The sequence below is a fragment of the Kribbella sp. CA-294648 genome (assembly GCF_050943845.1).
Taxonomy (GTDB): Bacteria; Actinomycetota; Actinomycetes; order Propionibacteriales; family Kribbellaceae; genus Kribbella.
Window position 1 is genome coordinate 7263485 of record NZ_CP191981.1, and the last position, 26092, is coordinate 7289576.

The following is a 26092-nucleotide window of genomic DNA, read 5'->3' on the forward strand; positions in this document are numbered from 1 at the left end:
GCGCGCGCCTAGACCGTATGGAATGACCGCTCAGGGTGCCTGAGAGTCACTGCCCTAAGCCTCTCAGCGAATCACGACACCCTGTGTCGTGTATTCCGGTAGAGTTTTCGCATGCGCGCAGACCGCCTGGTTTCGCTGGTCCTGCTACTGCGCCAGAACGGCCGGATGTCCGCGCCGGAGCTGGCTCGCGAGCTCGAGGTGGCCACCCGGACCGTGCTGCGCGACATCGAGGCACTGTCCGCGGCAGGCGTCCCGGTCTACGCCGAACGCGGCCGGCGGGGCGGGTTCGAGTTGCTGCCCGGCTTCCAGACCGAGCTGACCGGCCTGAACCACGAGGAGGCGCTCGCCCTGGTGGTCGCCGGATCGCGTCGCGGGGCCCAGGCCTTCGGCCTCGGCTCGGCGCTCGCCTCGGCCATGCTCAAGGTGGTCGACGCGCTCCCCGAGAGCCATCGCGCGACCGCGACCGGCGCGGCTCAGCGCCTGCTCATCGATCCCGAGACCGACCTCCTCGCCCGCAAGCTGGTCCCGGAGGAGGTGCCGGACAGCATCATGAGCGAGATCCGGCGGGCGGTACTGGCCGGCCACAAGCTGCGCATCCGCTACGCCGCGGCGAACAAGGCCTCGAGGTGGAGCACGGTTGACCCGGTCGGCCTGGTCACCGCACGCGACAAGGGCTACTTGCTGGCGATGAAGTCCGGCGCCGACCGTACCTACCGGCTGTCCCGGATCCTGGCCGCCGAGGAGCTCCCCGACCCCGCTCAGCGGCCCGACGGCGTCGATCTCGACCAGGCCTGGCAGGAACGCAGCACACAGTTCCGGACCGGTGGCGAGCAGGTCACCGTGCAGGTGCGGGTCCATCCCGCGCATCGCGATGACCTGGTGGGCAATGCCCTGGCCGTTCTCTCCGAAGAGGCCGATGCCCACGGCTGGCGGCTGCTCGAGGTGACCTTCCAGGATTCGCGACATGCCCAGTGGGCCTTGTGGAAGCTCGCCACCAGCGCGGAAGCCCTGTCCCCGCAGTGGTTGCGCGCCTCCCTGGGCAACCGCGCCGCCGCGGTCGCCACCCACTACGGAGTGTCCTGAGCATCAGCTCAGGAGGAAGTCCGTGACGGTCTGCCGGACGGTACCGGCCCCACTGACCTGCAGCGAGTGACCACCATCCGGTACTACGACCAGCCGCGACCCGGGGATGTCCCGATGAGCCTCATGCGCCCAGATGAGCGGCGTACCCAAGTCGCGCTCGCCGTGCAGCAGCAGAGCGTTGACACCTCGCAGTGAGAGCCCGTGAACCTCACGGTCCTTGACCTTGGGCCAGTACTCGCACATCACCATCTCGCCGTTCCTGCGAGCCGTTTCGGCGTTGAACGGCCACAACTGCTCAGCAGTGAGTTTGCTGATAGCCCGGTCAGCCTTGCGGGCCCTGCTGTGCTCCGGCGACTGTGCGCCGCCCCAGGGGAAGTCCAGGTCGAGGCAGAGCGTCGCCGCCTGGATTCCCTGGCTGTACTGCGATGCCGGTGCCTGGCTGAAGCGGTCGACCAGCGCGAACAGGTCTCCGAGCCGCTTGCTGTCGCCGTTGGCCGCCGCGTGCAGTGCCTCTGGAGCGAACAGGAGGCGAGCCGGGTCGACGTACCCCATCATCGTGATCGCCTCGAGCAACTTCGGCCCGAGAGCCGGGTCCTGCCGTACTACGGACGCCAGGTCGGCGGCGGGGTCGCCAGGGCAGTTGCGGCCGGGGGCTGTGCAGACGTCGCGTAGTACGCGGGCGTACTCGTTGAAGGTCTCTGCCAGGTCGGCTCTGAAGGAATCGACCGGCACTGTCGAGTCGAGCACGAGGTGGGTGACCCTCGACCGGTGCGCGGCGGCGTACCGCTGCGCGGTGTAGGTGCCGTAGGAGACGCCGTTGACGGCCCACTGCTCGACCTTGAGTGCTCGCCGTAGGTCCTCGAAGTCGGCCACGGAGTCTGTGGTCGCGTAGTGCTCACGGTCAGCGCCCAGGGTCGCTGCACACGCCAGTACTGCGACCTTGGTCGGCACCCGGAGATCGCTGCCACCGCGCTCGGCCTGGAGCTCGGGACAGTTCAGCGCGTTGGCGCCCGTACCGCGTTGGTCCAGCATGACGATGCGGTAGTCGTTGCGGATGCCCTCAAAGGCCTGCAGGACTCGCGGCGCAAGGACCGGGCCCGGCTGTCCAGGTCCTCCCGTGAGCATTAGCATCGTGCGCTTGGCCTGCGGGTTGCCTGCCACTAGCACCGGCAGGTCCAGGGTCTTGCTCCGGCGGTCTGAGCGATCCAGCCGGACTGTCAGCTCGCCACAAAGGTAGGCGGCCAGCTCAGGCTGCACACACTGGCTCAGCCCACTCCACCCACCGCCGCCCACCGCCGCCTCGCCGACCTCAGCCGCGCCGCCGCCAGCTTCAGCCGCGCCAGCTTCAGCCGTGTTGCCAGCTTCGGCCGTGCTGCCGGCCTGCGCTGGGCTTCCAGCTTGCGCCGTGCTTCCGCCGAGCAGGAGGCAGGCGACCAGAGTGGTCGCCATCAGGAGGGAGTGCGTACGGCGCATGATGGGCTCCAAACCGATCGGGCGTTGGTGGCACAGCACACCCCGCCCACAGCCTCGGCCGCCATCCATTCGAGACCTTCGAACTCTCGCGGCCGACCCCATCACCAGCGATGATCAGTGAGGTGATCCGGCTCGGCCTGAACGACCACCAGTTGTCCACGTTGCGCTTCACCGTGTCACCGATGATGCATGTCGTCGAAGCCGTCCTGTGGATCCGGCAGCGCCCACACCAGCCACCGGCCTGGCTCCCTCAGCGCTGGGCCCGGGTCTCGTCGGCCAGCCGCGCGCTGCTACTCGACCTGATCGACCCAGCGACCCACTCAGTCCCGGACTTCCTCATCCCGCTCACCGACCAGTACCGCCCGACTCCCGAGGCCGAGCTCGCTGCCATCGCCGCCACTCCGCTTGACGACCTGCGCGCCCACCTACGCCTCACCTACCGCCTAGGGCCGGTCGACGAATACTTCGCCCGCAACCTGGGCGCAGTACCGGCTGTAGCGGACAAGTGGCGTAAGCAGCCGACCGCACTGGTTGCAGCGGCTTGGGCCGGCGACACCGCTCCACTGCTGGCTGCTGTTCAGCAGGCCTTGGCAGAAGCGTGGCAGGTGCTCCTTGCGCCCACCTGGCCAGTGATCCGGTCAGTGACCGAGACCGACGTCATGCACCGGCTGCAGCTCGTGAAGACGACCGGTATGTCCTCCGCGGCCGTCGAACTCGTCGACGGCGAGGACTGGGACGGCCAGAGCGCACAGCTCGACTCCCCGCTGGAGCTCGACCTGACGCGGACCGGCCGCCGCATAGTGCTGGCACCTTCGGTGCTGCTCGACCGCGGCCGCGCGATCATCATCTCCGGCGGCGACCTACTGATCGGCTACCCCTGCAGAGGCCGCGCTGCCGTCATCGGCCCCCACGCAACAGCCGACGCCCCCGACGAGCCGCTGACCGATGGCCTAGGCACTCGCCATCGCCTCATAGCCGCCTTGGAAGTCCCCCAGCCGGGACACAGCCTTGCTGCCCGTCTCGGCCTGTCCAAAGCCACCGTGTCCTATCACCTGGGACGCCTGCACAGCAGTGGCTTGGTAGAACGCCGCCGACTCGGCCGCGAGGTCTACTACGCCAGAACCCAAGCAGCAGAGCAGCTCACGATGCCGCTTCGGGATGCGCGCCCCACACCATCCTGACGTCCGGCTCGTGCTCCTCGTTGCCGGCACCGTCGGTACGCCGTACCTCGGTGAACCCGTGCCGCCGGTAGAACTCCTGTGCCCGCGTGTTGCTCTGGAACGTCCACAAGGCGAGTCCACCGGGCCGCAGGTCCTTCGCGAGGTCGACCAGGGTCGAGCCGATGCCCTGGCCGGCCACGTCCGGGTCGACGTACAGCTGGTCGAGGTCGTCGCCGTCCAGCGTCAGTACGGCGACGATCCGGCCGTCGTCCATCGCTACCCAGCTCTGCCCGTCCGGTAGCAGCACCTCGGCGAACCAGCCGCGGACCTGTTCCTCAGTGTGGACGGCCGGTGGCACCTGCGAACCCTGAGCATGCCGGGAGCGCCACCAAACCGCTGCGGCCTCGTCCGTGTCGTACGGCTCCATCGGCCGGATCCAGACATCATCCACGGAGCTCGGTCCCGTCGGGAATCTCCAGCCGTTCCCCGGCCGGCGCCTCCACCTCGACCTCGCCGAGCACCACCACGTCCTTGCCGAAGGCAACATCACCGCGGACCTCGAGCCGGTCGGCCCGGACCAGCGACGGCGGGCCGGCCGGGAACCGTGCCTCGAAGTCGGCCAGGATCTTGAAGTACTCCGAATCCAGGTCGACGTACGGCTCGTCGCCCTCGTGCGTCGTGGTCAGGTCGCCCGCATCGTCGAGTTCGTACACGTCGGAACGCAGTACCAGCAGGTCGTTGGTGGTCTTGACCGGCTTGAACCGGCTCCGGTCGACGACCACCGCCTGCGACCCCTCGAAGGTCTCGATCGCGGTGCCCATCCCGGTCTCCAGCTGGATCACCTTCGGCGAGGACGAGTCGGCCGGGTCGACCGTCTTGCGGTTGACGATGATCGGCAGCCCGAGGATGCCGTCGTGGCCCGCCATCAGCTCGGCGAGCCGGTCCAGGTCGATCCACAGGTTGTTCGTGTTGAACGTCCGGTGCCGGGTGATGTCCTGGAAGTGCTGGGTGTCGTCCGCGTGCACCTGGGCGCTGTCGCGCAGGATCAACCGCCCGTCGGACTTGCGGACGGCGACGTGGCCACCCTTGCGGTCCGACCTGGTCCGGCGGCAGACCTCCATCCCGAACGGGACGTCGTGCTCGGCCATCCAAGCGGCGATCCGGCCGTCCGGGGTGGCGCCGAGGTTGTCGGCGTTGGACACGAACGCGTGCCGGAAACCCTTCTCCCGGAGCGCGTCGAGGGTGCCCGACGCAACCAGCGCGGTGAACAGGTCACCGTGACCAGGCGGGCACCAGGCCAGTTCAGGGTCGTCGGGCCACTCGGCCGGGGTCAGGTCGTCGGCGAGGAGCTTGGGCTCCATGTTCTGCTGGAAGTCGAGCGGGACGCCGTCCACCGGCAGGTCGGAGTACTGGCTGAGGATGGCCCGCGACTCCTCCTTGGTGCGGAAGGAGTTCATCAGCACCAGCGGCAGCGGTACGTCGTACGCCTTGCGGGTGGCCAGGATCTGGCGGGCGATGATGTCGAGGAAGCTCAGCCCGTCCTTGACCGGCAGCGCCGACTTCGGCCCGGTCACGCCCATCGACGTCCCCAGGCCGCCGTTGAGCTTGATCACCACGGTCTCGGCGAGGGCTGCCCGCCGCGACTCCTGGTCGGTGTCGAGGTTCTCCAGGTGGGGCAGTTCGCCCACCGGCTCGATGTCGTCCTCCCGGATCGTGCCCTGCTGACCCGACTCGAGCAATCGGTAGTAGTGCGAGAAGACCTTGATCGCGACCTCGGCCGCGCCGGCCGCCCGCATCTTCTCCTGTGCCTGCTGAAGACCTGCCTCACTCATGTCCCAACCCTAGGGCAGTCGATCACCACGCGACGTTAACTGTGTCACTCCGCGTCGCAGGAAAGCCGGACGCCGGGGACTAGGCTCACGCTGTGCTCTCCCCCAAGGCGGCGATCCGCCAGGAGTTGTTGGCCGCGCGGCAACGGATGACCGTGCCCTCCGGCGCGGGACTGCTCGCCGTCGCCCGCGAGCAGGCCGACGTACTGGCCGCTCGACGGATCGCGCTCTACATCTCGATGGGCACCGAGCCGCAGACCGGTCCGCTGATCGACTGGCTGCTCGCTTCCGGCCGTGAGGTGCTCCTGCCGGTCCTGTACGCCGACAACGACCTCGGCTGGGGCATCGCGCCAGGAGCAGCCGACCTGGTCCCGGGGCGGCTCGGCCTCTCGGAACCACCCGTCGACCTGGGAGCCGACGCAATCGGTACTGCGGAACTGGTGATCTGCCCGGCGCTGGCGGTCGACCGTCACGGCGTACGACTCGGGCGCGGCGGCGGTTCGTACGACCGAGCCCTGACGCGCGTCTCCCCCGGTACTCCGGTCTGGGCCGTGGTCTACGACTCCGAGATCGTCGACTCGCTCCCGGCCGATCCGCACGACCAGCCGGTCCACGCTGCCCTCACGCCGACCCGACTGGTCCAGGTGTCCGACATGATGGGCTGATGCACGACCAACTGACTTCAGCCGTCGACAAGGGCACTCTGGCGGGGGCCGTCGCCCTGGTGAGCCGCGACGGGGAGACGCGGGTGGACGTCGTCGGCAACCTCGCTTCCGGTGGCCCGCCGATGCAACGGGACAGCTTGTTCCGAGTAGCGTCCTTCACCAAGCCGATCGTGGCCGCGGCGACGATGAGCTTGGTCGAGTCGGGCGTTCTGAAGCTCGACGAGCCGATCGGCGACCTGATCCCGGAACTCGCCTCGCCCCTCGTACTGCGTCGTCCGGACGGGCCGCTCGACGACACGGTGCCGGCTGTGCGGGCGATCACGGTGCGGGACCTGCTGACGTTCCGGATGGGGCTCGGCGAGTCGGACAACGCCGAGATCCGCTCTCGGGAGGAAGAACTCGAACTGCGGACCTTCGGGCCGCCGAAACCGCGGTCGCCGCTGGATCCCGATGAGTGGATGCGGCGACTCGGGACGCTGCCGTTGCAGTACCAGCCGGGTGAGCGGTGGATGTACGGGACCGGCTCGCAGGTGCTCGGAGTACTGATCGCTCGGGCTGCGGGTCAGTCGCTCGAGGAGGTGCTGCGGGAGCGGATCTTCGAGCCTTTGGGGATGAAGGACACGGGATTCACGGCTGCGGATCCTGGGCGGCTGACTACGGCGTACCTGGGCGAGGAGGACTTCGACAGCGCTGGTTCCAGCCAGTGGTCGACTCCGCCGTCGTTCCCTGACGGAGCCGGTGGGCTGATCTCGACGGTGGACGACTTCCACGCGTTCGCCCGAATGATGCTTGCTGGAGGCAACGGAATTCTGTCGAGCGAGTCCGTGCGGCAGATGACCACGGATCACTTGACCGCGGAACAGCGAGCGGCGGCGGTTGACTTCCTCGGACCTGACACCGGCTGGGGTCTTGGGGTGTCGGTCGGCGGCGGGCGGTACGGCTGGGCCGGTGGGCTCGGCACCCTGTGGTCGACCTCGCCGGACCAGCGGACCGTAGTACTGCTGCTGACCCAACGAGCCATCTGGACCTGGCCGCCCGAGCTTTTCGCGGCGTTCGAAGCCGCCTTCTAACCGGCCCTTCGGTCGCGGCCGCGAGATCGACCAGCCGGACCGCATCGGTCCGGCCGGCTAGACCCGGTGAACGGGGTTGCTAGTTCTCGGGTTTGGTGAAGGTGAGCGTGTGTTTGCGGGTCGCCTCGACCGCGCCGCGAGTGAAGGCCCACGGCAGCGTCTCGCCACGCACCCACAGCTCCGTCTGGTCGGTGTAGTTCGACATGAACGCGTGGCCGGAGACGCCGGTCAGGTTGATCCAGCGCGACTTGTCGAAGTCGGCCAGGTCGACCACCATCCGCATCGACGGCACCGCGGTCACCCCGTAGCCCTCCGACGCGTCCCACGCGGTCGCGTTCACCAGCGACGAACCGCCACCCAGCTCGTACGGGCCGCGGTTGAACAGCTTGTCCACCACACCGATCCCCGACTTGCCGAGTGTCTGGTTGGTCAGCGTCAGCTTGTGCAACCGGCCCCACTGCCAGCCGGAGGGATCGCGGGCCATCTTGGTGGTGATCTCCGCGCGGGCGTTGACGAGCGCCTCCCGGAGCATGTCGTCGCGACTCTCCCGCTGGGGGGTGCCGAGGTTGTCCCACCAGGCACTGTTCGGCTGGGTGACCAGTTTGCGCATCACCTCGAACCAGCGCGACCCGCCGTCCGGCCAGGTGTCCTCCGGCAACTGGTCGTGGAAGGTGAGCTCGAGCAGGTTGCGCCAGACGACGTTGAAGTACGCCGCCGGCGCGGAGTCGGCCGGCTGGGTGAAGTCCCAGTTCCGCAGCGTGTCCTGCCCCTGCCGGTCGAACTCGTCGTTGATCTGGACGTGCAGCAGGTAGGGGACGATCGCCTCGGCGTTGCGGTTCTTGGTGTCGAGCTGGATCGAGGCCATCGCGTTCGCGTCCAGCTTGCCGCCGGCGCGGATCCGCTCGAGGATCTGCTGCGACCGGTAGCCGTAGTCCCAGTCGTCGGTCAGGTGGTACGGGTAGGTCTTCGGTACGACGGCCTGGTTCGCCGTCACGATGATGCCGTCGTCGGGGTCGGCCTCGGTGGGCATCGAGTCGAAGGGGATGTACCCCGTCCAGCGGTAGCGCGAGTCCCAGCCGGGAGCCGGCCAGTCGCCGTTACCGCGGTTGCGGATCGGCACCTGGCCGGGCGCCTGATAGCCGATGTGGCCCTCGCGGTCGGCGTACACGAGGTTCTGCGAGGGCACCTCGAACTGCGCCGCGGCGGCCCGGAAGGACTTCCAGTCCTGCGCCCGGTTGATCGCGAACAGCGCATCGGCGGTCTTGCCCGGCGTCAGGGCGGTCCATTGCAGAGCGATGCCGTACGCCTCGGGGTTCTTCAGCCGCTCGCCCGCCAGCTTGCCGGCGTCGCCCGCGTCGTCGGAGACGTCGGAGATGATCGGGCCGTGCCGGGACTCCCGGACGACGATCGTCTCCTCCTCGTCCTGGCCGGCGACCTTGAACTTCTCCTCGCGCTTGACCAGCGGGCGGATCTTGTTGTCGAAGACGACGGCGTCCGGACCGCTGAACTTCTCCAGGTAGAGGTCCATCACGTCCGGGGCGAGGTTGGTGAAACCCCAGGAGATCGCGCCGTTGTGGCCGATCACCACACCGGGCAGACCGGAGAAGCTGAAGCCGGACACGTCGTACGGGCAACCGGTGCCGACCTTGTTGCAGTGCAGGCCGACCTGGGTCCAGATCCCCGGCATCGTGGCGCCGAGGTGCGGGTCGTTGGCCAGCAGCGGCTTGCCGGTCGTGGTGTGTTCACCGGAGACGACCCAGGAGTTCGAACCGATCCCGTCGCCGCGGCCGAGGAGCTGCGGCAGCCCCTTCGCCACCTTCTGGACGGTGTCGAGCGACTTGAGCAGATCCTGGGTCAGCATCCCGCGCCGCGCCTCGGTGTCGGCCGGGGAGGTGGTGAACGTGCCGCCCTTGCTCACCGCGGCGGTCGGGACGATCGGCTCGTTGCGGTCGTAGGGGTAGGCCGGGTAGAGGGTCTCGATGTTGGTGGCCGGGTACTTCGCCGCGAGCTTGGTCCGGGCGATCTCGTCGTTCATGTTGCCGCCGAGATCCCACGCCATCGCCTTCAGCCAGGCCAGCGAGTCGGCCGCTGTCCACGGCTCGGGACGGTAGTCCGGCCCGTTGAGATCCTTCAGCGACAGTACGGCGTACTCGAGGCTGAGGCCGGAGCCCGCGTGGCTGGCCAGGTAGGCGTTGACGCCGCGGGCGTAGTCGTCGAGGTACTGCCGGGTGGCCGGTGTGAGCAGGCCGAGCTCCTTCTCCGCGACCCGGCGCCACCCCAGCGTGCGGACGAACTTGTCGGTCTCCAGCGCGTCCTTGCCGAACAGCTCGGCCAGCCGGCCGGAGGTGACGTGGCGGCGGAAGTCCATCTCGAAGAAGCGGTCCTGAGCGTGCACGTAGCCCTGGGCAGCGAAGAGATCACCCGGCTTGTCGGCGTAGATCTGCGGAATGCCGTTGCCGTCGCGGACCACCTCCACGTCCGCGTCGAGGCCGGTCAGCTCGACCGTCCCGTCGTAGCTCGGGAAGGAGTGGCGGACGACGAAGATGCCGGTCCCGGCCACCACCAGAAGCAAGGTGGCGATCGCGATTCCGGACACAATGATGACTCGCAGCAGGCGACGCACGGACCAAACTTAGAGAATGCGGCGGCCCACCCCAAATGCCGCTCCCCTGGACTGTGGACAACCACTCACATAATCGGTGCTGTTCGCGTTCCACCGGCATGATCACCGAGCTCGAGTTCGTCCCCGTTCCGGCCCGCGACCTGGACAGGATCCGCTGCAACGGCTATGACGACCACGGCAACCCGCTGGTCCCCCGGACCTCCGGAGCCGGCGCTCCTTTGCGCTGTTGCCTGAGGCTGTCTCGCGAGGGCGAGCAGATCGCCCTCATCTCCTACCGCCCCTCGGAACTCGGCGGCCCGTACGCGGAGATCGGGCCGGTCTTCGTCCACGTTGAGGCGTGCCCGGGCTTCACCGGATCGTCCTTTCCCGCCGACTTCATCGATCGGCGGGCAGTACTGCGCCCGTACGACGCTGCCGGGCAGATGCTCGAAGGGGTGCTGGCCGAGCCTGGGGAGAGCGAAGGAGAGCTCAAACGGCTCTTCGACGACCCTGCCGTCGCGCTGGTCCACGTCCGCAACGTGATCGCCGGCTGCTGGAACTTCTCGGTCCGGCGGAAAGCGGCCTAGACCGGGTGTCCGCGGGGCCGGAGCCGGGTGGCCGCGGGGCCGGAGCCGGGTGGCCGCGGGGCCGGAGCCGGGTGGCCGCGGGGCCGGAGTTGGAATACTTCGGGCCCGTGGCGCATTATTAGCAGTCGAGTAGTACGAGTGCCAGCGGACTGAAGGGGAATCACGTGCCGACGTACCAGTACCAGTGCACCGAGTGTGGTAACTCGCTCGAGGTCCGCCAGAGCTTCACCGATGACGCCCTGACGGTCTGCCCGGCGTGCGAGGGCACCTTGCGCAAGGTCTTCAACGCGGTCGGCGTCGTTTTCAAGGGCTCGGGTTTCTACCGCACCGACAGCCGCTCGTCGAACAGCAGCACGGTGTCGGCCAAGAGCGAGTCGTCGTCCTCCTCGGAGTCGTCCTCGTCCACCTCGGCGAAGTCGGACGCCGCGAAGTCCTCGGCTGGTTCGTCATCCGGTTCGTCGTCGTCTGGTTCGTCGTCCTCGGGTTCGTCCTCGGCCGGCTCTTCGGGGTCGTCGTCGAGCAGCGCCGCCTGAACTTTCCCGGATTCCCTTGTGGACAACGGGGGAACGGTGCTCGAAGGCTCGTACCTTCTCTGGCATGAGCCGACCACTTTTTCGTCATCTGCTGAAAGCCGTTCGCCGGCACCGCCGTCTCCTCGCGGGGCTGTCCGCCGCGGCAGCCGTGTACTGCGGCCTGACCGCCCTGTCTCCGCCACCGCCGCCCACCGTGGCCGTGCTGGCGGCGGCGCGCGACCTGTCCGGCGGCTCGCCTCCGACCGCGCGTGACCTCCGCACCGTGCGACTACCCACCGGAGTCGTGCCCTCCGGCGCGCTCCGCCCTGGCAGCGACCTCACCAAACGCGTCCTGGCGGGCCCAGTGCGTTCCGGCGAGCCACTGACCGACGCCCGCTTCCTCACGCCTGCCGCGCTGCCACCCGGCCAATTCGCCTATCCCGTGCGCGTCGACGACGCCGACCTCACCACCCTCCTCCAGGTCGGCGACCGAATAGACCTGTACGCCGCCACGAGCACCCCCGGCGATGCCGCCACTCCCCTGGCCGACGGGGTGCGTGTGCTCGCACTCCCCGCTGCCCGCGCCTCGACCACCGGATCGTCCGGCGCCTTGGTCGTGATCGCCGCAGGCCGGGAGTCCATCGCCAAAGTGGCCCAGGCCAGCGCCAACGCCCGGATCAGTTTCGCGCTGACTCCGGACACGAGCTGATCACCTATCGGACACATCCGATCGCGATCGGTGACGCTGCGGCGCGTTTGCTCGCCATCCACCGGGCTGGGTCCTACTTTTGCGGGGTCAATCAGTCGAGGGTCCGACCGGGCCCACATCCGTGGAGGCGGGCACCATGTTCGAGGGCTTCAAGAAGTTTCTGATGCGGGGCAACGTCCTCGATCTGGCCATCGCGGTCGTCATCGGCACCGCCTTCGCCACGGTCGTGAAGACCGTGGTCGACAATCTGGTCTCCCCGCTGATCGCGTCCCTCGGCGGCAAGAACGTCAACGGCCTGGCCTTCTACATCGTCGACGGCAACGCAGCCTCGAAGGTCGACCTAGGTGCGGTCATCAACGCCTTCATCGTCTTCTTCCTGACCGCCGCCGTCGTGTACTTCGTCCTCGTCGTCCCCATGAAGAAGATCCAGGACCGCCGCGCCGCCCGCTCCGACACCCCCGAGGAAGACCCCGAGCCGCTCACCATGGACCAGGAACTCCTGATCGAAATCCGCGACGCCCTCCGCGCCCGCCAGCAGTAGCCGCCGCGTACCTCCAGTTCGGCGACAACGTTCGGAGTACGCCAGAAGCGTTCCGCGTCCATCGAGTCCCACAACCCACCGTGAATCAGAAGAACCGTACTCATCGGGTCTTCAACTCACCGGGTCAGCGGGCTCAGTGGTGTGGCGGGACCTCGCGGAGGATGCGTTCGTCGTCGTCGCTGGTGTCGTTCTCGCCCCAGGTGCGGGCGTCGTCATCCCGGGTCTGGTCCGGCAGCAGCGGCTCGTCGTCTTCGTACGGGCTTGTCATGCATCCAGGCTACCGACCGAAGGAGAGCACATCGGAGCAGCCATCGACTTAGGGCCGCAGGGGAGCACGTCGGAGCAGCCATCGACTTGGGGCCGCGAGGAGCACGTCGGGCCAGCCATCGACGCGGGCTTGGTGAACGGCAAGATTTGGGGCGCGCCCGTACCGGACGGCGGTGACGACGTCGTCCGGGCTGGACGGGCGACGCGTGAAGTCGCGATCCGGTTCTCGGCCCTCGCTTCGGGTCAGTCCTGGCCTGGGATTCGAGGCAGGTTCTTCTGCTGGCCTTCCAGCTGAGCCTGCTGCTCCGGCGGCTGCACCTGGGGAGCTGTTGCGGCCTGCACGAGCGGTGCGATCCCGGGCTCCTGCTGCCAGCGTTCGCCGAGCACACACCACGCGGTGAGCACGGACAACGTCGGTACCGCCAGTCCGCCGAGGCGCAACGGCTCGGCGTTCTGGAAGCCGAACGTCACCGTCCAGTTGGCCGGATCGGGATAGAACTCCTGGACCGCGTTGTAGTAGAAGCTCAACCAGCCCCGGGCCGGCAGATGACACATCAGCCGGTAGTTGGTCGCGATCAACGGGACTTCCTGCAGATCGCGCCACAGCACCTGGGTGTTCCGCCGGGCGGCCGCCTTCCGGCTCGCGTTGACCGCCGCGTTCGCCGCCATCATGCCGAGCACCATGCCCGGCTTGCCGATGAACAGCCCGCCGCTGGTGGTGTAGGCGCCACTCCCGGCGTACAGGCGGGCGTAGTGCGCGGAGGACTGCAGGTAGGCGATCTCCCCATGTTCCAGGACGATTCCGAACAACGTGAGCGGTTGCGGGGTGTTGCCCGCGATCAGCCAGCGGGCCCAGTCCTGACCCAGCTGCCATTCCTCGCGTTCGCGGCGAGCCAGCTCCGCCGCGTCCTTCCTCTTGCCCACGTCCGTCCTCCCAGTCGGGTACTCCGGTCCTCAGGTCACTCCGGTTGCCGCCAGATCATCCCATTGCCGGGGCCCGAACAGGTCGCACGCGTTACAGAACTGCCACTTTTGACACTCGATCCGCCTCGTGACCAGATAGACGCGCCGCCGTGACAGTTCTGCCACGACCAGTGAGATCCTCCTCGACCATGATGGTCTCCTTGCCCAACCCGGAAGGACCGAGTCGTGAGTGCATCAAGGACACGGGGCCTCATCGGGGCGACGCTCGTCGTGACAGTTCTCGGATTCACCGCCGCCTGCGGTGACGAGAGCCCAAGCGGCGCCGGCGCCCAGCCGCCCAGCCAGACGCCGACCACAGTCGGCACAACGCCCACTCCCCCCACCGCCACACCCAGCGGCACACCGAGCATGGAATGCCCGGAGACCATCAGCGCGATCCGTACGGCCGTCGACAAGGCTGTCTGGGGGAAGGGGACCGCCAAGTCCCTGTTCCAGCCGGTCAGCGTGACGATCTGCCAGTTCGAGCCGGACGCGACCGGCCAGGACTACGCCACGGTCAACACCAAGCGGACCGCCAAACAGGCCACGGACCTGTTCGCCCTGGTGAACAGCGCACCGCCGGTGGCCAAGAAGCCGGCCATGTGCACCAAGGAACTAGGCCCGACCTACGTTCTGCGTTTCACCGACAACGACCGCGGCGTCCTGTCGTTCACCGCGGAAGCATTCGGTTGCCGCCAGCTGGTCGCAACCTCTTTCGAAGGACAGGGCAAGCCAGGCGAGCTCCCCGCGCCGCGGCAGGTTACCCCCGAGCTGGTGAAGGCGCTCGGCCTACGCTGACCCTGCCCCGGACGCGCCCCCCGAAGCCGTCCGAGCCAGGGTCACCCACCCGCCTTGCGACCACCCCCAGGGGACCCCGCAAGGCGGGTGGCCAGGCCCCACCCGGTTTAGGCCAGCCACCAGCCTCTCGCCCGGCGCGCCCCCGACTGACGCCCAACCGCCACCTCGCCCGCACCTCACCGCGCCCCAACAGACGCCCGGGTGCCAGGTCCTCAATGCCAGCCCTGCCTCACGGGCATCCCCGCCCCGCCGCCGCCAGCTCCTCGACGCCAACCCCTGCCTCTTGGCGCACCCGGCTCGCCGCCGCCGTCTCTCGAGGCGAGCCGCCAGCCTCGTGCTCATCCGCGTTTGCGCCCCCGCACCCTGACGCCTCCGGCAGTTCGCGCGCCCGCGTACCGGCGTACCGGGTGCGAGTGGGGTGAGACGGAACTGTGTGTGAATCTCTGCAGCACCCTGGGTAGCACAGTGCGTCTAATAGGTGTGAGGTGTTGTACGCCCAGCTGGGGAGTTGCGAGTGGAGTTCGAGGAGTACGCGTCCGCGCGCGGGCAGGAACTGGTGCGCCTCGGTTTCACCGTCTCCGGCGACTACCAACGCGCCGAGGACCTGGCCCAGATCGCGCTCATGCAGGCGTTCCGGTCCTGGCGCAAGGTGCAGCGGGCCGACGACCCACACCTCTACGTACGCCGGATCCTGATCAACTCCTACCTGTCGATGACGCGCCGCCGGTCCTTCACCGAGGCTCCGGCGGCCGACCTCAGCAGCGATCGCACGGTTCCGGATCCGGCCACGGACATCGTGAACTCCGACGACCTCTGGCGAGCCCTCGCCACGTTGTCGCCACGGGAAAGGGTCGTCCTGGTCCTGCGCTACTACCAGGACCTGGACGACCGCACGATCGCCGACCTGCTCGGCATCAAACCGTCCTCGGTGCGCGCGACCGCGAGCAGAGCCCTCGCCGCGCTCCGCAGGACGAGGCAGTCCCACCGTGTTGATGAGAGGTTGTCGTGAGCAAGACAGAGCTAGAGGAAGAACTGCGCGCCACGTTCGAACGCGCCGCGGCTTCCGTCCCGCTGGCAGCTGACCTGGCCGGCCGAGCCGCCAACGGCGCGCACCACGCGCAGCGGCGTACCTGGCTGGTCTCCGGTACTGCGGCTGCCGCGGTCGCGGTGATCGCAGTCGTCGGCTCCAGCCTGCACGGCTCGTCGCAGCCCACCTCAGAGCCAGCCGCAAGCAGCCCCACAACCGCCGGCTCCACCGAGCAGGCCCCTGCGACAACCGCCCAGACAGTGGCCGGGACCTGGCGTCCCCAGGTGCTTGCCGGCTTCACCACCCTCAAGGCCGGGCGCCCCGAGGACCCGATCATCACCTTCAAGGCTGACGGCACCTGGGTCGGTTCGGACGGCTGCAACTCGCTCAGCGGCACGTACTCGATCGGGCAGCGCGGCGAGTTCAGCAGCCAGGCGAACGGCCACCGCCTGATCGGCTGCGACAACGTGCCGCACACGGCGGTACTGGCGGCGGCCAAACGGATCAGCGCCGACACCACGAGCCTGGCTTTCTACGCGGGCGACGGGCGTGAAGTTGCGAGATACGCTCGCGCACGGTAGTCAAATTTGCTTGCGGACCGTGATCGGCTATTGACTATGTGCAGTCCCTGACCGGACGATTGCGGAGGCCGTCCACCGATTGGGGAGCTTTAGTGCGACTCTCAGCTACTGTCCCGCTGCTCGCCCTTTGCTCCGTGTCACTGGTGGCAGCCTCGGTCGCGGCCCTGCCGTCGACTGCTGCGCCGGGCGCTGCGACAGCCGCCACGAAGGCCGCGGTGTGCAACCACGCGAGTCCCACCACGTCCTCCTCCAACCGGGCGCGGCTGGCGCAACCAGTCTCTGCCAAGGACCCGAGGCCGCTGGGCGAGGCGATCGGCGAGGGCGTGACGACCGCAGTACGGTCGATCGAGCCGCTGGATGCGACCGGGCGTCCCACGTCGGGGCTGCCGTACGGGCTCAGCCAGGGCATCGTCGGCGTACTGGGGTCGGCCGAGACCGGCTACAAGGTGGTCATCGACGACTCGGTCGCCGACGAGAAGAAGTACCAGGCCGCCGTCTCCAAGAACGTTCCGGCCGCCGGCCTCAAGATGCTCGGCGTCGAGCGCAGCTGCCGCTCGGCCCGCTCCATCGCCGACGCCTGGAACCGGGTAGGCGCCCGCTCCTGGGCCGATGCCGCGAAGACCACTTACACGGTTGACCTGGATCCGGCGTCCGAGGACATCGTGGTCGAGTACGACAAGGCCACAACATCCGCCGCTGCGGTCGAGGCGCTGCAGTCGCTGGACGGCGTACGGGCGGTTGCCGGGGCCGCACAGCGGACCAGCCGGTTGAACGACACCGCGAAGGGCGGCCACTGGGGCGGCGCGCGGATCTCATCGGCGACCAAGAACTGCACTGCCGGCTTCTCGGTCATCAAGCGCTCCACCGGCCAGCGCGGCTCGGTCACGGCCGGCCACTGCGGCGGCAAGGGCACAGCCTGGCGCTCCGGCAGCCACTACTACGGCACCACGACGGTTCGGACGAACTACCCCGACTACGACCAGGCCCTGGTGACCGGCAGCTCCTACGGCTCCAAGATCTGGACCGACGGCCCCGGCGACCCAGTGGACACCCGCACAGTCAAGAGCGCCGGCGACCCAGCCATCGGCGCATCCGTCTGCCAGTCCGGCTCCTTCAGTACTTCGCTGTGCGGCATCACCGTGAAGTCGCTCAGCGCCAAGTACTGCGACCCCGACGGCTGCACGACATACGTGATCCGGGCAACCCGCGGCACCTCCGTAGTAATCGTCGGCGGCGACTCCGGCGGCCCCCTCTACACCCGCTCCGGCTCAACCACCGCAACCATCCGAGGCATAACCTTCGCCGGCGCCGGCTGCACAGCCTCCCGCTGCACCACCCTGTACGCCGAACGCTACGCCTCCATAGCCGGCCACCTAGGCGTCACCGCAATCACCGGCTAACGTCCGCTACGCTTACCCCGGTCACATCGTGCGCCCCCGTAGCTCAGGGGATAGAGCGTCGGTTTCCTAAACCGTGCGTCGCAGGTTCGAATCCTGCCGGGGGCACCCACCAAGACGTAAGCCGAACAGCCGCCACGCAGCTCCTCCGTCGCAGCTCCCACCCACCCGAGCCGCGCCTCCTACGTCGCCGCTCGCCGTCGGCCATTCCCAACCCCGCCACGGCAACCCCACAAGGTCGCATCACCGCACAGCTTTCACGAGCGCGTGGGCCTTTGGGTGGTGCGGTGACCATGCAACGTTGCAACGCGCCACAACACTGCCGGAGGAACACCTGTCGAAAACGCCTTCATCCGGCCGGGACGTCGGCACACCCTTGAGCCTGTGCCGGCCGCGGTGAAGTTCCTACCGCCATCGCTCATAAGCAGAAGCGCGCCGGTGGTCCCTCGTGACTCGCTCGTGCAGTACAACGTCGGCCTCGGGCTTGCCGAACGGTCACAGCCGCGTCTTGGTGCGACCATGCCGTCCGGTGGCGATGACTTTGTGCCTAACGGCATCACTGGGGCCGGCCGGCGATGACCGGGGAGGGTAGGAGGAGGAAATCGGCGTCGGCGTAGCCGGCCTTGACCGCTGGATCGGCGGCGCGCAGGTCGGCGAGCTCGTCAGCCTCGCCCGACACCACCGCGAAACCCCAGCTGCGCCCGGGGTCGGCGACCGGCGAGAACACCAGCACGCGCCCCGCGTCGAGGTGGCCGCGCCAGTAGGCGAAGTGCTCGAACATGGCCGCGCTCTCCTCGGCGGTCATCGTGGCCGCGAAGTCGGGTCGATGCGGCAGCAGCCGGTACAGGTACCAGGTCACCATGACGTCACCAGTCCTTCCCCGGTCTCGAGGACCGACTTCAGGCCGCTGAGGATGAAGGTCCAGCCCTTGATGGACTCCGCGGTCAGTGGCGAGTTCTCGAGTTGGTCGTGAGTGACGGTAAGACGGCAGTAGTCGCCCGACCTGGGGGCGTCGGTCTCGTTCATGGGCTCGATCGTCCACGTGACGCGGCTCGTTGGCTCGGCCGCCATCGCCGGGTCGTACAGACTGCGCCAGTGTGGGACAGCAGCTTCGGTGGGTCGGACTGCAGGATCTCGTTGTCGCCCCACAGGTCGCCGTCGGGGCCGACCGTGCGCAGCCGGGCGCCTGTTTCCCAGCTGCTCTCGGCCCGGCCGCCGTGGAAGTACTTGACCCGGAACTCGTTGGACGTGATCGCCGCCCAGATCTGCTCCGGCGTTGCTCGGATGTAGATCTCGAAGATCTGCGTTCCCTCAGTCATGAGGTCTCCAGCTGCTGTTTGAGGTCACTGAGCGCAGCGACCTGGACTTCGGTGTAGCGAGAGATCCAGCGATCGTGGATCAAGCGGATCGGGACGGGGTTCAGGTGGTGCCGTTTGTTCCGGCCGTCTCTGACGGTCCTCACCAGACCCGCCTCGACCAGAACCTTCAGGTGCTTCATCACCCCGAACCGCGTCATGTCGGCCTGAGTCGCGACGACGGCCTCGAGCTCGGTGAGTGTGAGTCCGTCGCGAGCCCGCAGTGCATCCAGAAGCAGCCTGCGGGTGGCATCCGCGAGCGCCTTGAACACCAGGTCGTCATCCATACTCGCAAAATAGGTGACCATTTAGTCACCTGTCAATGATGGCCCGCAGAACCATTGCTGGAGCGGCTGAGCATGTCGTCCGATTCGGGCCGGCAGTTGAGGCGCGGGTTGCTGGTGGGTTGCGTTGTGGGGGGAGAATCTAGGGGTGAAGAAGCCCGAGGCCGAGCCTGTGGTTGCGCGTAACAAGGAGGCTGCTCATGACTACCTGCTGGGTGAGTCGTGGGAGGCGGGGATTGTGTTGCAGGGGATGGAGGTCAAGGCGCTTCGGGCTGGGCGGGCTTCTTTGGTGGGTGGGTTCGCCATGGTGGAGAACCGGGAGATCTGGCTGCACGGGGTACACATTCCGCAGTACTCGCAGGCGCGGTGGTTCAACGATGGGTCGCGGCGGAAGCGGAAGTTGCTGTTGCACCGGGCTCAGATCGACAAGATCGAGCGGAAGGTCAACGAAAGCGGGCTGACGATCGTGCCGTTGACGCTCTACTTCAAGGATGGTCGCGCGAAGGTGGAGATTGCGCTGGGGCGGGGCAAGAAGACTTGGGACAAGCGGTACGCACTGGCTGAGCGAGAGGCCGGCCGTGAGGCGGAGCGTGCGCTGAGCCGCCGGTTGAAAGGGCGCTCGGACTGAGCATGGCGCAGTAGTTGCTGTAGGCAAAGGATTTCAAGCCGCGGGGGTCGTGCCGCTCAGCCAAGGGCGACGTGGTGGCCGGTTCCCATCTCTTCGCTCTGGTCGTTGGTGATTACGGCGAAGGCGCCGGGCGGTACGGCGGGGAGGGCGGCCACGTTCGCTGCTACGCGGAGCAGGTCCTCGGCGGGGGCGCCGGCGATGAAGAAGATGTAGGCGCCGTCGAGTTCTTCGGCTCCGTCGTAGATCTCGAAGCTGCCGTCGCTTGACTCGTCCTCGAGGAACTCCTCGATGTCGTCGATCCAGCCGTGGGCGTATCCGTGACCGCCGGGTAGGACGTTGCCGGTTTCGGTCAGGGGGACGTGGATTTCGACGATGAGTTCGCCGTCGGCGGGGGCATGGTCGGGGACGGCGGCGACTGGTGCGAGGCGCTGGGTGTCTGGGGGTTGGACCGAGCGGACTGTCAGGGTGGTGGTCGGCGGGTGGGCAGCTGGGAACAGGCCGCCGTCAGGTAGCGGTGTGTTCGGTTCGCCGCGGAGTTCGCGGAGGCGTCTTCGGCGGAGGACGCCGGGGGTGAGAGGCGCGGGATGCGCGGCATCGGGGATTGCGGGCGGCTCCCCCGGCAGCTTCAAGGCTGAGCATGCTCGTGAGATGCCCTCCAGAATCGCCGGCAGCGCAAGCAGTCTGCGTTCGTCCCGCTCGAACGGTTCGAGTTTCTCGAAGTCGACGCGCATCTCCACGAGGTGCCGCTTTCTGCCGCGCACCACCCGCTCTTCGTCAACCCCCTCGGACTCTGCTTTCGCCACCACAAGCCAGATCTCCAGAGTTGGCGTCCTACTGGCCCCGCGCCACCACGCCAGCCACGACTCGTCCGTACCCAGGAGATCGATGACCCGGTCGACCTCCTGCAGGAAGCCGTTCTCGGCGCCGCTCGTCAGAACATCGACGCCACCCTCAAGCCAGTAGTCCTCAGCATCGTCGTCCAGCTCGTCCATCATTCGACTGTAGTCACCCTGCATTGTGTCGAGCTGAGAAGTGGCACCCCGGGAAGTTGTCGGGGTGCCACTTCGGGAGGACTGCGGGTTAGCTGTAGTCCTTTTCGGTGAGGTTGTGGTTGTCGACGTGTTTGGTGCCGTTGACCCAGTACTCGATGCTGAGTTGGGTGTTGAGTTCTACCCACTGGACCTCGGCGGAGTCGTCGGAGGTGCCGGTGATCACGATTCCGCTGGTGCGGGCGATGATCTGGTTGGCGTTGGGGGCGCAGGTGCCGGTCTTGGCCACCGTTACCGTCAGGGTCTCGGAGCTGGAGGAGTAGGAAGCGCTCACCGAGGGGTCGCCCTTGGAGACCGAGCCGCTGATGGTCCACGACGAGGAGCTCTTCACCCCGGTGATCTGCGCCTTGATGGTCTGCCGGACGCAGAACTTGCTGTAGTTCCCGTTCTTCATGACCCAGCTCTCGAACGGGTACGAATCGCTCGGGTACCCGATCAGCGCCCGGCGGTTGTCGTCGTCGCCGATGAAGTCGTTCTGGGTGCAGAACCGCACCCGTCCGGAGTGATAGACCCACGCGTTGCGGGTGCCCGCACCGTCCCAGGGGCCGTCCTTCTCCAGGTAGCCGTCCGATCCCTTGTACCAGTCGTCCCCGCAACCGTCGGCCGCGGCGGCGGTCTGCGCCGGTACGACGATCATCGACGCCAGTACGGCGGTGATGATCCCCAGTCGCTTGATGCTTCGAAACATTTGAGCCCTCCCCATAGTTGATCCCAAGGGCCCCCGCCCCGTTGCACGCCCTATCGCTCAGCCGGGCGGGCTCGTTACGGATCCGGCTGGGCTCGTTACGGATCGGTGGGTGGTGCCGGTGGCCGGGGGTCGGCTGGTGTCGGATTAAAGTGAGGCTTTCAAGGCAGATGTCCGAGGGCGGAGAGGGAGTCTGTGGTTCAGGAGATCCGGAGGCCTCGCGTGCTCGATGTTCTTGGGGCTGATCGGCCGTGGGAAGTGCCGGATGGGTGGCTGGAAGGGGTTCGGGGGCGGCTTCGGGAATGGGCCGATGATCCCGACGGGCTGCGGCCGGGGGTCTTTCCGGATTTTGTGGACGGTACGCCGGCTGCCGTGTGGCTGGTGCATCAGGTTGCGCCGCTGCTCACCGGGTGGATTCCGGTGCTTCAGGGGCCGTACGCCGACATTTCCGCAGTACTGACTCGGGATTTCTATCGGCCTTCGGTTCGGTTCGCGGGGGCCGGTCATGTGGTTCGGGTCGCGGCGACTGATTGGCCGTTGCTGGCGGTGAGTGGGGCGCGCAGCTTCCATGAGGCCGGGCGTCTGCAGGCGTTGCAGTTGTCGCGTGATGTGGTGCATATGTTCGTCGGTGCGGAGCCGATGGCGGTTCGCGCGCAGGCGCTGACCGCTGCGTTCGACCGGGTGCTGGGTGACCGCGAGGCCGTCCGGATGCACACTGCGGCCGACTACGACACGATCGTTCAGTTCTGGCGCACCGCCGTGCTCAGCGATGCCGAGCGCGCAGTACTGCCGGAGCTTGGGGGCGCCACGGCGGCTTTGCACTATTCACTTGAGTCGCTCAGGGACGCGCACGCCAAGCTGTCGGCGGTGCTCGCGGATGATGACGGGCTGGACTTCGCGCGGCTCCTCGCCCGGTTGATTCGGGCCACTGGGCTCAGTGGGCAGCCTGCCGCCGTGGGGCAGATCCTCGGTGTGGCTGGGTGGGATGTTGAGCATGCGCTGGCGGATTTGCGCGGTGCTTTTGACACGCAGGTCTGGCTGAAGCGCAACACCGAGTGGCTGGCGCGGGCGATCGGTCAGGACCAGCAGGTACTGGCGCGGGCTTGGGCGGCCGCGGCGACTCGCGTGTCGGTCCATCTGGCCGGCGTGCTGGAGAAGGGGCCGTGGCCGGAGCCGGAGGTGCCGGATCTGGGTGCGTTCTTCCAGCTGCTGAACCGTGAGCGCCTCGCCCCGGCAGAAACCGCCGAACCCGCTGTGCTCACGCTGCCCGAGATGCATCCCGCCACGGAGACGCAGCCCACGCCCGCGGTGAGGGCGCCCGAGCCGGCCGTCAAGACCGCCCCGAAGACTGCGACGCCGGCGACCCCCGCCCTGGCGGACGAGACGAACACCCCCGCCGCGGCGAAGGAGACGAACACCCCGGTCCCGGCGCGCGAGACGAACACCTCGGCCGTGGCGCAGGAGGAGTCGGTGCTGCCTGAGCCTGTGACGCCGGTCGATGACGCGCTGGCTGAGCTGGAGTCCCTGATCGGCCTGGAGTCGATCAAGGACGCGGTACGCCGGATGGTCGCCGAGATCAAGACCAACCTGCGCCGCAGGGAGCTCGGCCTGCCGACGCAGGATCGCGCGCGACACATGGTGTTCGTCGGAAAGCCCGGTACTGCGAAGACCACGATCGCCCGGTTGCTCGCCCGGATCTACCTGCAGCTCGGCGTGCTCGAGAAGGGTCACGTGGTCGAGGTCGACCGGTCCGACCTGGTCGGATCAGGAGTCGGTACTACGGCTCCGCTGACGGCAGCCAAGTTCCGCGAGGCCATCGGCGGGGTGCTGTTCGTCGACGAGGCGTACACCCTGGTACCGGAGAACCAGCCGGGCGACTACGGTCTCGAAGCCGTTGCCACGTTGCTGAAGATGATGGAGGACCACCGCGACGACGTCGTGGTGATCGTCGCCGGGTACCACCGCGAGATGCAGCGGTTCCTGGAGTCGAACCCCGGCCTGGCGTCGCGGTTCCCGAAGCTGCTGTCCTTCAACGAGTACGACACCGACCAGCTGGTCGCGATCTTCGAACTCCAGGCCAGGCAGAAGGGCATGATCCACTCGCCCGCGGTGCTGGAGAAGGTCCGCCGGATCATCCCGGCCGCGCCCCGGGGCCACAACTTCGGCAACGGCCGCTTCATCCGCAACGTGCTCGAAGAGGCGATCTCCAACCAGGCAACGCGGCTGTCCCTGCGCGACCCGGACAGCCTGACCGAACGCGACCTGCGCGAGATCATCCCCGAAGACGTCAAACCGGCCGCCTCCATGCGCGCCGAGGACTACCTCCTCAACCGCCCAGGCACCTGACCGGACCGCCGATCACTCCCGCCTGGCCACGGGCCGCGGGAGTTGATCGGCAGGGGTGGGTCAGCGGCCGGTGATGTCGCCTAGTTTGTCGGTGGCCTGGGTGCCGAGGTCTTCGGTGGGGACGTCGATGCCGGTGGTGCCGGCGAGTTGGTCGCCCGCGGCGTCGGCGTGGCCCTGGGCGGTTTCGCCTGCGTTCTGGGCGGTTTCGCTGAGGCCCTCGGTGTACTGCGTGGCCTGGTCGGCGAGACCATCCGTGTACTGCGTCGCCTGGTCGGTGACGCCGCCGACGTCCACGCCGGTGGACTCGGCGATCTTGTCGGTGGCGCCGCTCAGGTCGATACCGGTGGCCTCGGAGACCTTGCCGGTGGCGCCTTCCAGGAGTTCGGACGCCTTGTCCTTGAATTTGTCGAAGATGCTCATAGCGACCCTTCAGTCGTGCACGGCTCGGCGGGGAATCACCCACCGTAACAACAAACCGCAACTTCCCGTACCGCCGTCCATCGGGCCCTTGGGTGAAGCGACTTCCCGATATATCGTCGGAGTATCGTGATGGCTCGGTGAGGAGTGGTTGGGATGACGGGATCGGCGTATATCGGCGGCTGGCACGGGTTCGGGCGTGCTTGCGCGGGATTCGAGGAGATCAAGGAAGAACTGCTGGCGGCGATGACCGGCCGGCGGACAGCGAAGGGGCAGCACCCGTTCGGCGGGCAGCATCCGTTCGGGGGGCAGCACCCGTTCGGCGGCTGGGGGATGTTCGGCGGGCCGCCACCGTGGGCGGGTGGGCCGCGTGGCTTCAGGGGTCCGAAAGCCCGGCGGGGCGACGTCCGGGCGGCGATCCTCGCAGTACTGGCGGAGCAGCCGATGAATGGTTACCAGATCATTCAGGAGGTGGCTGAGCGCAGTGGTGGCGCCTGGAAGCCCAGCCCGGGGTCGATCTATCCGACTCTGCAGCAGCTCGAGGACGAGGGGTTGGTGACGGCAGACGCCGCGACCGGGCGACGGACGTTCACCCTGACCGACGAGGGCCGGGCCTATGTCGCCGAGCATGCCGACGAGGTCTCGGCTCCCTGGGAGGCGATGTCGGCGCCGGCGGACGATGACGAGAACGGGCTGAAGCCGGTCCTCGGGCAGGTGGCGACGGCGATGTGGCAGGTCATGGCGACCGGTACGCCGGAGCAGCAGGCGAAGGCGCGGGATGCCGTGATCACCTTGCGGCGGACGCTGTACTCGATCCTCGCCGACGACGAGCGGGACCAGTCATGAGCGAGCCTCTCCCTGTCTGGGGCGGCGGTTCACTACGCATCGGCGATGCCGAGCGCGACCGGGCCGTCTCCTCGCTGAGTGAGCACTTCGTGGCCGGGCGGTTGACGCAGGAGGAGTTCGAGGAGCGCAGCGACCGGGCGACCCGGGCCCGGTACGCCGATGAGGTCGAGCTCCTGTTCGCGGATCTTCCGGAGCTGACCCAGCAAGGGCCAAAGCGTCCCAGGACCCGGGTCGGCCCGCCGCCTCCACTCATGATGTTGCTGCCGGTGCTGACGGTCGGGCTGGTCGTGTCGGCCGTAGTACTGACTGCTCCCTGGATCCTGTGGATGCTGTTCTGGGTCGCCCTGTTCAGCGGAGCCCGTCGCCACAAGCACTGGCACCAGGGTCACGGGCGCTGGCCTCAGGGGCATGGGCAGTGGGCACCGGGCCACGGGCACGGGCCGAGCAGGGGTTAGGAGTAACTCGCTAGGCTTCGCCAGCATGAGCTCCACGAAACCGCGTCGCGCGTTCCGGACGCTGCTCGTCATCCTGCTGGTGCTGGCGGGCCTGGGCGTCGCCGCTGACCGGATCGGCGAGTCACTCGCCGAGGACCGGCTGGCGACGGCCGCTGCCGAGGAGGCTGCGCAGTACGACGTCCGCGCGGCCGGCACCTCGGTGGAGATCGGCGGGTTCGGCTTCCTGCCGCAGGTGGCCAGGAGCAAGTTCGACAAGGTCACGCTCAGCATGCGCGAGCCGACCGTCGAGAAGATCGCCGCCGAGGACCTGACGGTCGAGATGCACACCATCCACGTACCGCGGGAGATGCTGACCGGAAACACGAGCGGGACCGTCACGGTGGACCAGGCCGATGTCAGGCTCCGCGTCTCGCCGGCCGCGCTGACCAGACTCACCGCGCGAACCAGCGGCATCGAGGGTCTCAAGCTGCAGATCGTCGACAACCAGCTGGTGGCGAACCTGACCGTGCGGGGTTTGCAGGCGTCCGCCGCGGTCCAGCCGGTGGCGCGCAACGGCCGGATCGGGCTGGTCGTCGACAAGGTTGCCCTCGACAACGTTCCGGCGCCGCTGCGGGACACGGTCCGCACGGTGCTGGCCCGCGGTATCACCGTCCCGAGGTTGCCGTTCAAGGCCCAGCTCCGGCAGATCGCCGTCGAGGGACAGTCGATCGTCCTGACCGCCACCGCCGCCAACCTCGAACTCGCCGGAGCCTGAGCCTGACAG

30 protein-coding genes and 1 tRNA gene are annotated in these 26092 nt (G+C 68.0%); 18 read left to right on the forward strand and 13 right to left on the reverse strand.

Annotation, left to right across the window (positions count from 1 at the left end; genetic code table 11):
- Positions 1 to 111: 111 nt before the first annotated feature.
- On the forward strand, positions 112 to 1083 hold the full coding sequence (locus ACQPYM_RS34485; RefSeq protein ID WP_433009036.1) for a helix-turn-helix transcriptional regulator: 972 nt from the start codon (positions 112 to 114) through the stop codon (positions 1081 to 1083).
- A 3-nt stretch (positions 1084 to 1086) separates the two neighbouring features.
- On the opposite strand, the gene ACQPYM_RS34490 is transcribed toward ACQPYM_RS34485, so the two are convergent.
- Positions 1087 to 2556 (reverse strand): alpha/beta hydrolase, encoded by a 1470-nt coding sequence (locus ACQPYM_RS34490; RefSeq protein ID WP_433009039.1) that lies wholly within the window; start codon positions 2554 to 2556, stop codon positions 1087 to 1089.
- Positions 2557 to 2666: 110 nt separating this feature from the next.
- On the opposite strand from ACQPYM_RS34490, the gene ACQPYM_RS34495 reads away from it, so the two are divergent.
- Complete coding sequence (locus ACQPYM_RS34495; protein ID WP_433009042.1) at positions 2667 to 3737, forward strand: ArsR/SmtB family transcription factor; 1071 nt, start codon at positions 2667 to 2669, stop codon at positions 3735 to 3737.
- Here ACQPYM_RS34495 and ACQPYM_RS34500 read toward each other — a convergent pair.
- Together ACQPYM_RS34500 and ACQPYM_RS34505 are read right to left on the reverse strand one after the other, a co-directional pair.
- On the reverse strand, positions 3697 to 4167 hold the full coding sequence (locus ACQPYM_RS34500; RefSeq protein WP_433009045.1) for an N-acetyltransferase family protein: 471 nt from the start codon (positions 4165 to 4167) through the stop codon (positions 3697 to 3699). The genes ACQPYM_RS34495 and ACQPYM_RS34500 overlap by 41 nt on opposite strands.
- Positions 4160 to 5548, reverse strand: coding sequence for a UTP--glucose-1-phosphate uridylyltransferase (locus tag ACQPYM_RS34505; RefSeq protein ID WP_433009048.1), 1389 nt, complete (start codon positions 5546 to 5548; stop codon positions 4160 to 4162). The genes ACQPYM_RS34500 and ACQPYM_RS34505 overlap by 8 nt, the downstream gene beginning before the upstream one ends.
- A gap of 92 nt (positions 5549 to 5640) precedes the next feature.
- Between ACQPYM_RS34505 and ACQPYM_RS34510 the strand changes: the two genes are divergently transcribed.
- Both ACQPYM_RS34510 and ACQPYM_RS34515 read left to right on the forward strand, forming a co-directional pair.
- Entirely contained in the window at positions 5641 to 6210 is a 570-nt protein-coding gene (locus ACQPYM_RS34510; protein WP_433009050.1) for a 5-formyltetrahydrofolate cyclo-ligase, read from the forward strand.
- Complete coding sequence (locus ACQPYM_RS34515) at positions 6210 to 7280, forward strand: serine hydrolase domain-containing protein (protein ID WP_433009053.1); 1071 nt, start codon at positions 6210 to 6212, stop codon at positions 7278 to 7280. Before ACQPYM_RS34510 ends, ACQPYM_RS34515 begins: the two co-directional genes overlap by 1 nt.
- Before the next feature lie 79 nt (positions 7281 to 7359).
- Here the strand turns inward: ACQPYM_RS34515 and ACQPYM_RS34520 are convergent, their stop codons facing one another.
- Entirely contained in the window at positions 7360 to 9903 is a 2544-nt protein-coding gene (locus tag ACQPYM_RS34520) for a penicillin acylase family protein (protein WP_433009056.1), read from the reverse strand.
- A 98-nt stretch (positions 9904 to 10001) separates the two neighbouring features.
- Between ACQPYM_RS34520 and ACQPYM_RS34525 the strand changes: the two genes are divergently transcribed.
- The 4 genes from ACQPYM_RS34525 (at position 10002) to mscL (ending at position 12231) form a co-directional block, all read left to right on the forward strand.
- Positions 10002 to 10469 (forward strand): DUF1203 domain-containing protein, encoded by a 468-nt coding sequence (locus ACQPYM_RS34525; protein WP_433009059.1) that lies wholly within the window; start codon positions 10002 to 10004, stop codon positions 10467 to 10469.
- Between the two features lie 164 nt (positions 10470 to 10633).
- Positions 10634 to 11002 (forward strand): FmdB family zinc ribbon protein, encoded by a 369-nt coding sequence (locus ACQPYM_RS34530; protein WP_433009061.1) that lies wholly within the window; start codon positions 10634 to 10636, stop codon positions 11000 to 11002.
- A 64-nt stretch (positions 11003 to 11066) separates the two neighbouring features.
- Positions 11067 to 11690 (forward strand): Flp pilus assembly protein CpaB, encoded by a 624-nt coding sequence (gene cpaB, locus ACQPYM_RS34535; RefSeq protein ID WP_433009064.1) that lies wholly within the window; start codon positions 11067 to 11069, stop codon positions 11688 to 11690.
- 136 nt (positions 11691 to 11826) lie between these two features.
- Positions 11827 to 12231: a large conductance mechanosensitive channel protein MscL gene (mscL, locus tag ACQPYM_RS34540; RefSeq protein ID WP_433009067.1), complete on the forward strand. Its 405-nt coding sequence runs from the start codon at positions 11827 to 11829 to the stop codon at positions 12229 to 12231.
- Between the two features lie 133 nt (positions 12232 to 12364).
- Here mscL and ACQPYM_RS34545 read toward each other — a convergent pair whose 3' ends face one another.
- On the reverse strand, positions 12365 to 12499 hold the full coding sequence (locus tag ACQPYM_RS34545) for a hypothetical protein (RefSeq protein WP_360285945.1): 135 nt from the start codon (positions 12497 to 12499) through the stop codon (positions 12365 to 12367).
- 242 nt (positions 12500 to 12741) lie between these two features.
- Complete coding sequence (locus ACQPYM_RS34550) at positions 12742 to 13422, reverse strand: hypothetical protein (RefSeq protein ID WP_433009070.1); 681 nt, start codon at positions 13420 to 13422, stop codon at positions 12742 to 12744.
- Between the two features lie 225 nt (positions 13423 to 13647).
- Here ACQPYM_RS34550 and ACQPYM_RS34555 point away from each other — a divergent pair, with 225 nt between their 5' ends.
- From ACQPYM_RS34555 to ACQPYM_RS34575, 5 genes are all read left to right on the forward strand, one after another.
- Entirely contained in the window at positions 13648 to 14259 is a 612-nt protein-coding gene (locus ACQPYM_RS34555) for a hypothetical protein (protein ID WP_433009073.1), read from the forward strand.
- 514 nt (positions 14260 to 14773) lie between these two features.
- The gene (locus ACQPYM_RS34560; RefSeq protein WP_433009076.1) at positions 14774 to 15268 is read left to right on the forward strand and encodes a SigE family RNA polymerase sigma factor; all 495 of its coding nucleotides are present in this window, start codon (positions 14774 to 14776) and stop codon (positions 15266 to 15268) included.
- Complete coding sequence (locus ACQPYM_RS34565; RefSeq protein ID WP_433009079.1) at positions 15265 to 15867, forward strand: META domain-containing protein; 603 nt, start codon at positions 15265 to 15267, stop codon at positions 15865 to 15867. The genes ACQPYM_RS34560 and ACQPYM_RS34565 overlap by 4 nt, the downstream gene beginning before the upstream one ends.
- A gap of 134 nt (positions 15868 to 16001) precedes the next feature.
- Positions 16002 to 17267, forward strand: coding sequence for a S1 family peptidase (locus ACQPYM_RS34570; RefSeq protein WP_433009082.1), 1266 nt, complete (start codon positions 16002 to 16004; stop codon positions 17265 to 17267).
- 32 nt (positions 17268 to 17299) lie between these two features.
- Positions 17300 to 17372 (forward strand) — tRNA-Arg (locus tag ACQPYM_RS34575).
- 448 nt (positions 17373 to 17820) lie between these two features.
- Here ACQPYM_RS34575 and ACQPYM_RS34580 read toward each other — a convergent pair.
- The 4 genes from ACQPYM_RS34580 to ACQPYM_RS34595 are packed head-to-tail and all read right to left on the reverse strand — an operon-like array spanning position 17821 to position 18906.
- Positions 17821 to 18126 (reverse strand): hypothetical protein, encoded by a 306-nt coding sequence (locus tag ACQPYM_RS34580; RefSeq protein ID WP_433009085.1) that lies wholly within the window; start codon positions 18124 to 18126, stop codon positions 17821 to 17823.
- Positions 18120 to 18290, reverse strand: a complete 171-nt coding sequence (locus ACQPYM_RS34585; RefSeq protein ID WP_433009088.1) for a hypothetical protein — start codon at positions 18288 to 18290, stop codon at positions 18120 to 18122. Before ACQPYM_RS34585 ends, ACQPYM_RS34580 begins: the two co-directional genes overlap by 7 nt.
- On the reverse strand, positions 18287 to 18583 hold the full coding sequence (locus ACQPYM_RS34590) for an SRPBCC domain-containing protein (RefSeq protein WP_433009091.1): 297 nt from the start codon (positions 18581 to 18583) through the stop codon (positions 18287 to 18289). The genes ACQPYM_RS34585 and ACQPYM_RS34590 overlap by 4 nt, the downstream gene beginning before the upstream one ends.
- The gene (locus tag ACQPYM_RS34595) at positions 18580 to 18906 is read right to left on the reverse strand and encodes an ArsR/SmtB family transcription factor (RefSeq protein WP_433009094.1); all 327 of its coding nucleotides are present in this window, start codon (positions 18904 to 18906) and stop codon (positions 18580 to 18582) included. Before ACQPYM_RS34595 ends, ACQPYM_RS34590 begins: the two co-directional genes overlap by 4 nt.
- Positions 18907 to 19051: 145 nt before the next feature.
- Here ACQPYM_RS34595 and smpB point away from each other — a divergent pair, with 145 nt between their 5' ends.
- Positions 19052 to 19531 carry an SsrA-binding protein SmpB gene (gene smpB, locus ACQPYM_RS34600; RefSeq protein ID WP_433009097.1) on the forward strand — a complete coding sequence of 160 codons (480 nt, stop codon included), beginning with the start codon at positions 19052 to 19054 and terminating at the stop codon, positions 19529 to 19531.
- 56 nt (positions 19532 to 19587) lie between these two features.
- Here the strand turns inward: smpB and ACQPYM_RS34605 are convergent, their stop codons facing one another.
- Together ACQPYM_RS34605 and ACQPYM_RS34610 are read right to left on the reverse strand one after the other, a co-directional pair.
- Positions 19588 to 20523: a hypothetical protein gene (locus tag ACQPYM_RS34605; protein WP_433009100.1), complete on the reverse strand. Its 936-nt coding sequence runs from the start codon at positions 20521 to 20523 to the stop codon at positions 19588 to 19590.
- A gap of 88 nt (positions 20524 to 20611) precedes the next feature.
- A complete protein-coding gene (locus ACQPYM_RS34610) occupies positions 20612 to 21268 on the reverse strand; it encodes a hypothetical protein (RefSeq protein WP_433009103.1) in 657 nt (218 codons plus the stop codon).
- Positions 21269 to 21487: 219 nt separating this feature from the next.
- On the opposite strand from ACQPYM_RS34610, the gene ACQPYM_RS34615 reads away from it, so the two are divergent.
- Entirely contained in the window at positions 21488 to 23611 is a 2124-nt protein-coding gene (locus tag ACQPYM_RS34615) for an AAA family ATPase (RefSeq protein ID WP_433009106.1), read from the forward strand.
- Positions 23612 to 23671: 60 nt separating this feature from the next.
- Here ACQPYM_RS34615 and ACQPYM_RS34620 read toward each other — a convergent pair whose 3' ends face one another.
- A complete protein-coding gene (locus ACQPYM_RS34620; protein WP_433009108.1) occupies positions 23672 to 24031 on the reverse strand; it encodes a hypothetical protein in 360 nt (119 codons plus the stop codon).
- Positions 24032 to 24184: 153 nt separating this feature from the next.
- Here ACQPYM_RS34620 and ACQPYM_RS34625 point away from each other — a divergent pair, with 153 nt between their 5' ends.
- From ACQPYM_RS34625 to ACQPYM_RS34635, 3 genes are read left to right on the forward strand one after another with little or no spacing between them, the layout of a single operon-like run.
- Positions 24185 to 24874, forward strand: a complete 690-nt coding sequence (locus ACQPYM_RS34625) for a PadR family transcriptional regulator (RefSeq protein WP_433009111.1) — start codon at positions 24185 to 24187, stop codon at positions 24872 to 24874.
- Complete coding sequence (locus tag ACQPYM_RS34630; protein ID WP_433009114.1) at positions 24871 to 25329, forward strand: DUF1707 SHOCT-like domain-containing protein; 459 nt, start codon at positions 24871 to 24873, stop codon at positions 25327 to 25329. Before ACQPYM_RS34625 ends, ACQPYM_RS34630 begins: the two co-directional genes overlap by 4 nt.
- 25 nt (positions 25330 to 25354) lie before the next feature.
- Positions 25355 to 26083 (forward strand): LmeA family phospholipid-binding protein, encoded by a 729-nt coding sequence (locus ACQPYM_RS34635; RefSeq protein ID WP_433009117.1) that lies wholly within the window; start codon positions 25355 to 25357, stop codon positions 26081 to 26083.
- Positions 26084 to 26092 lie beyond the last annotated feature (9 nt).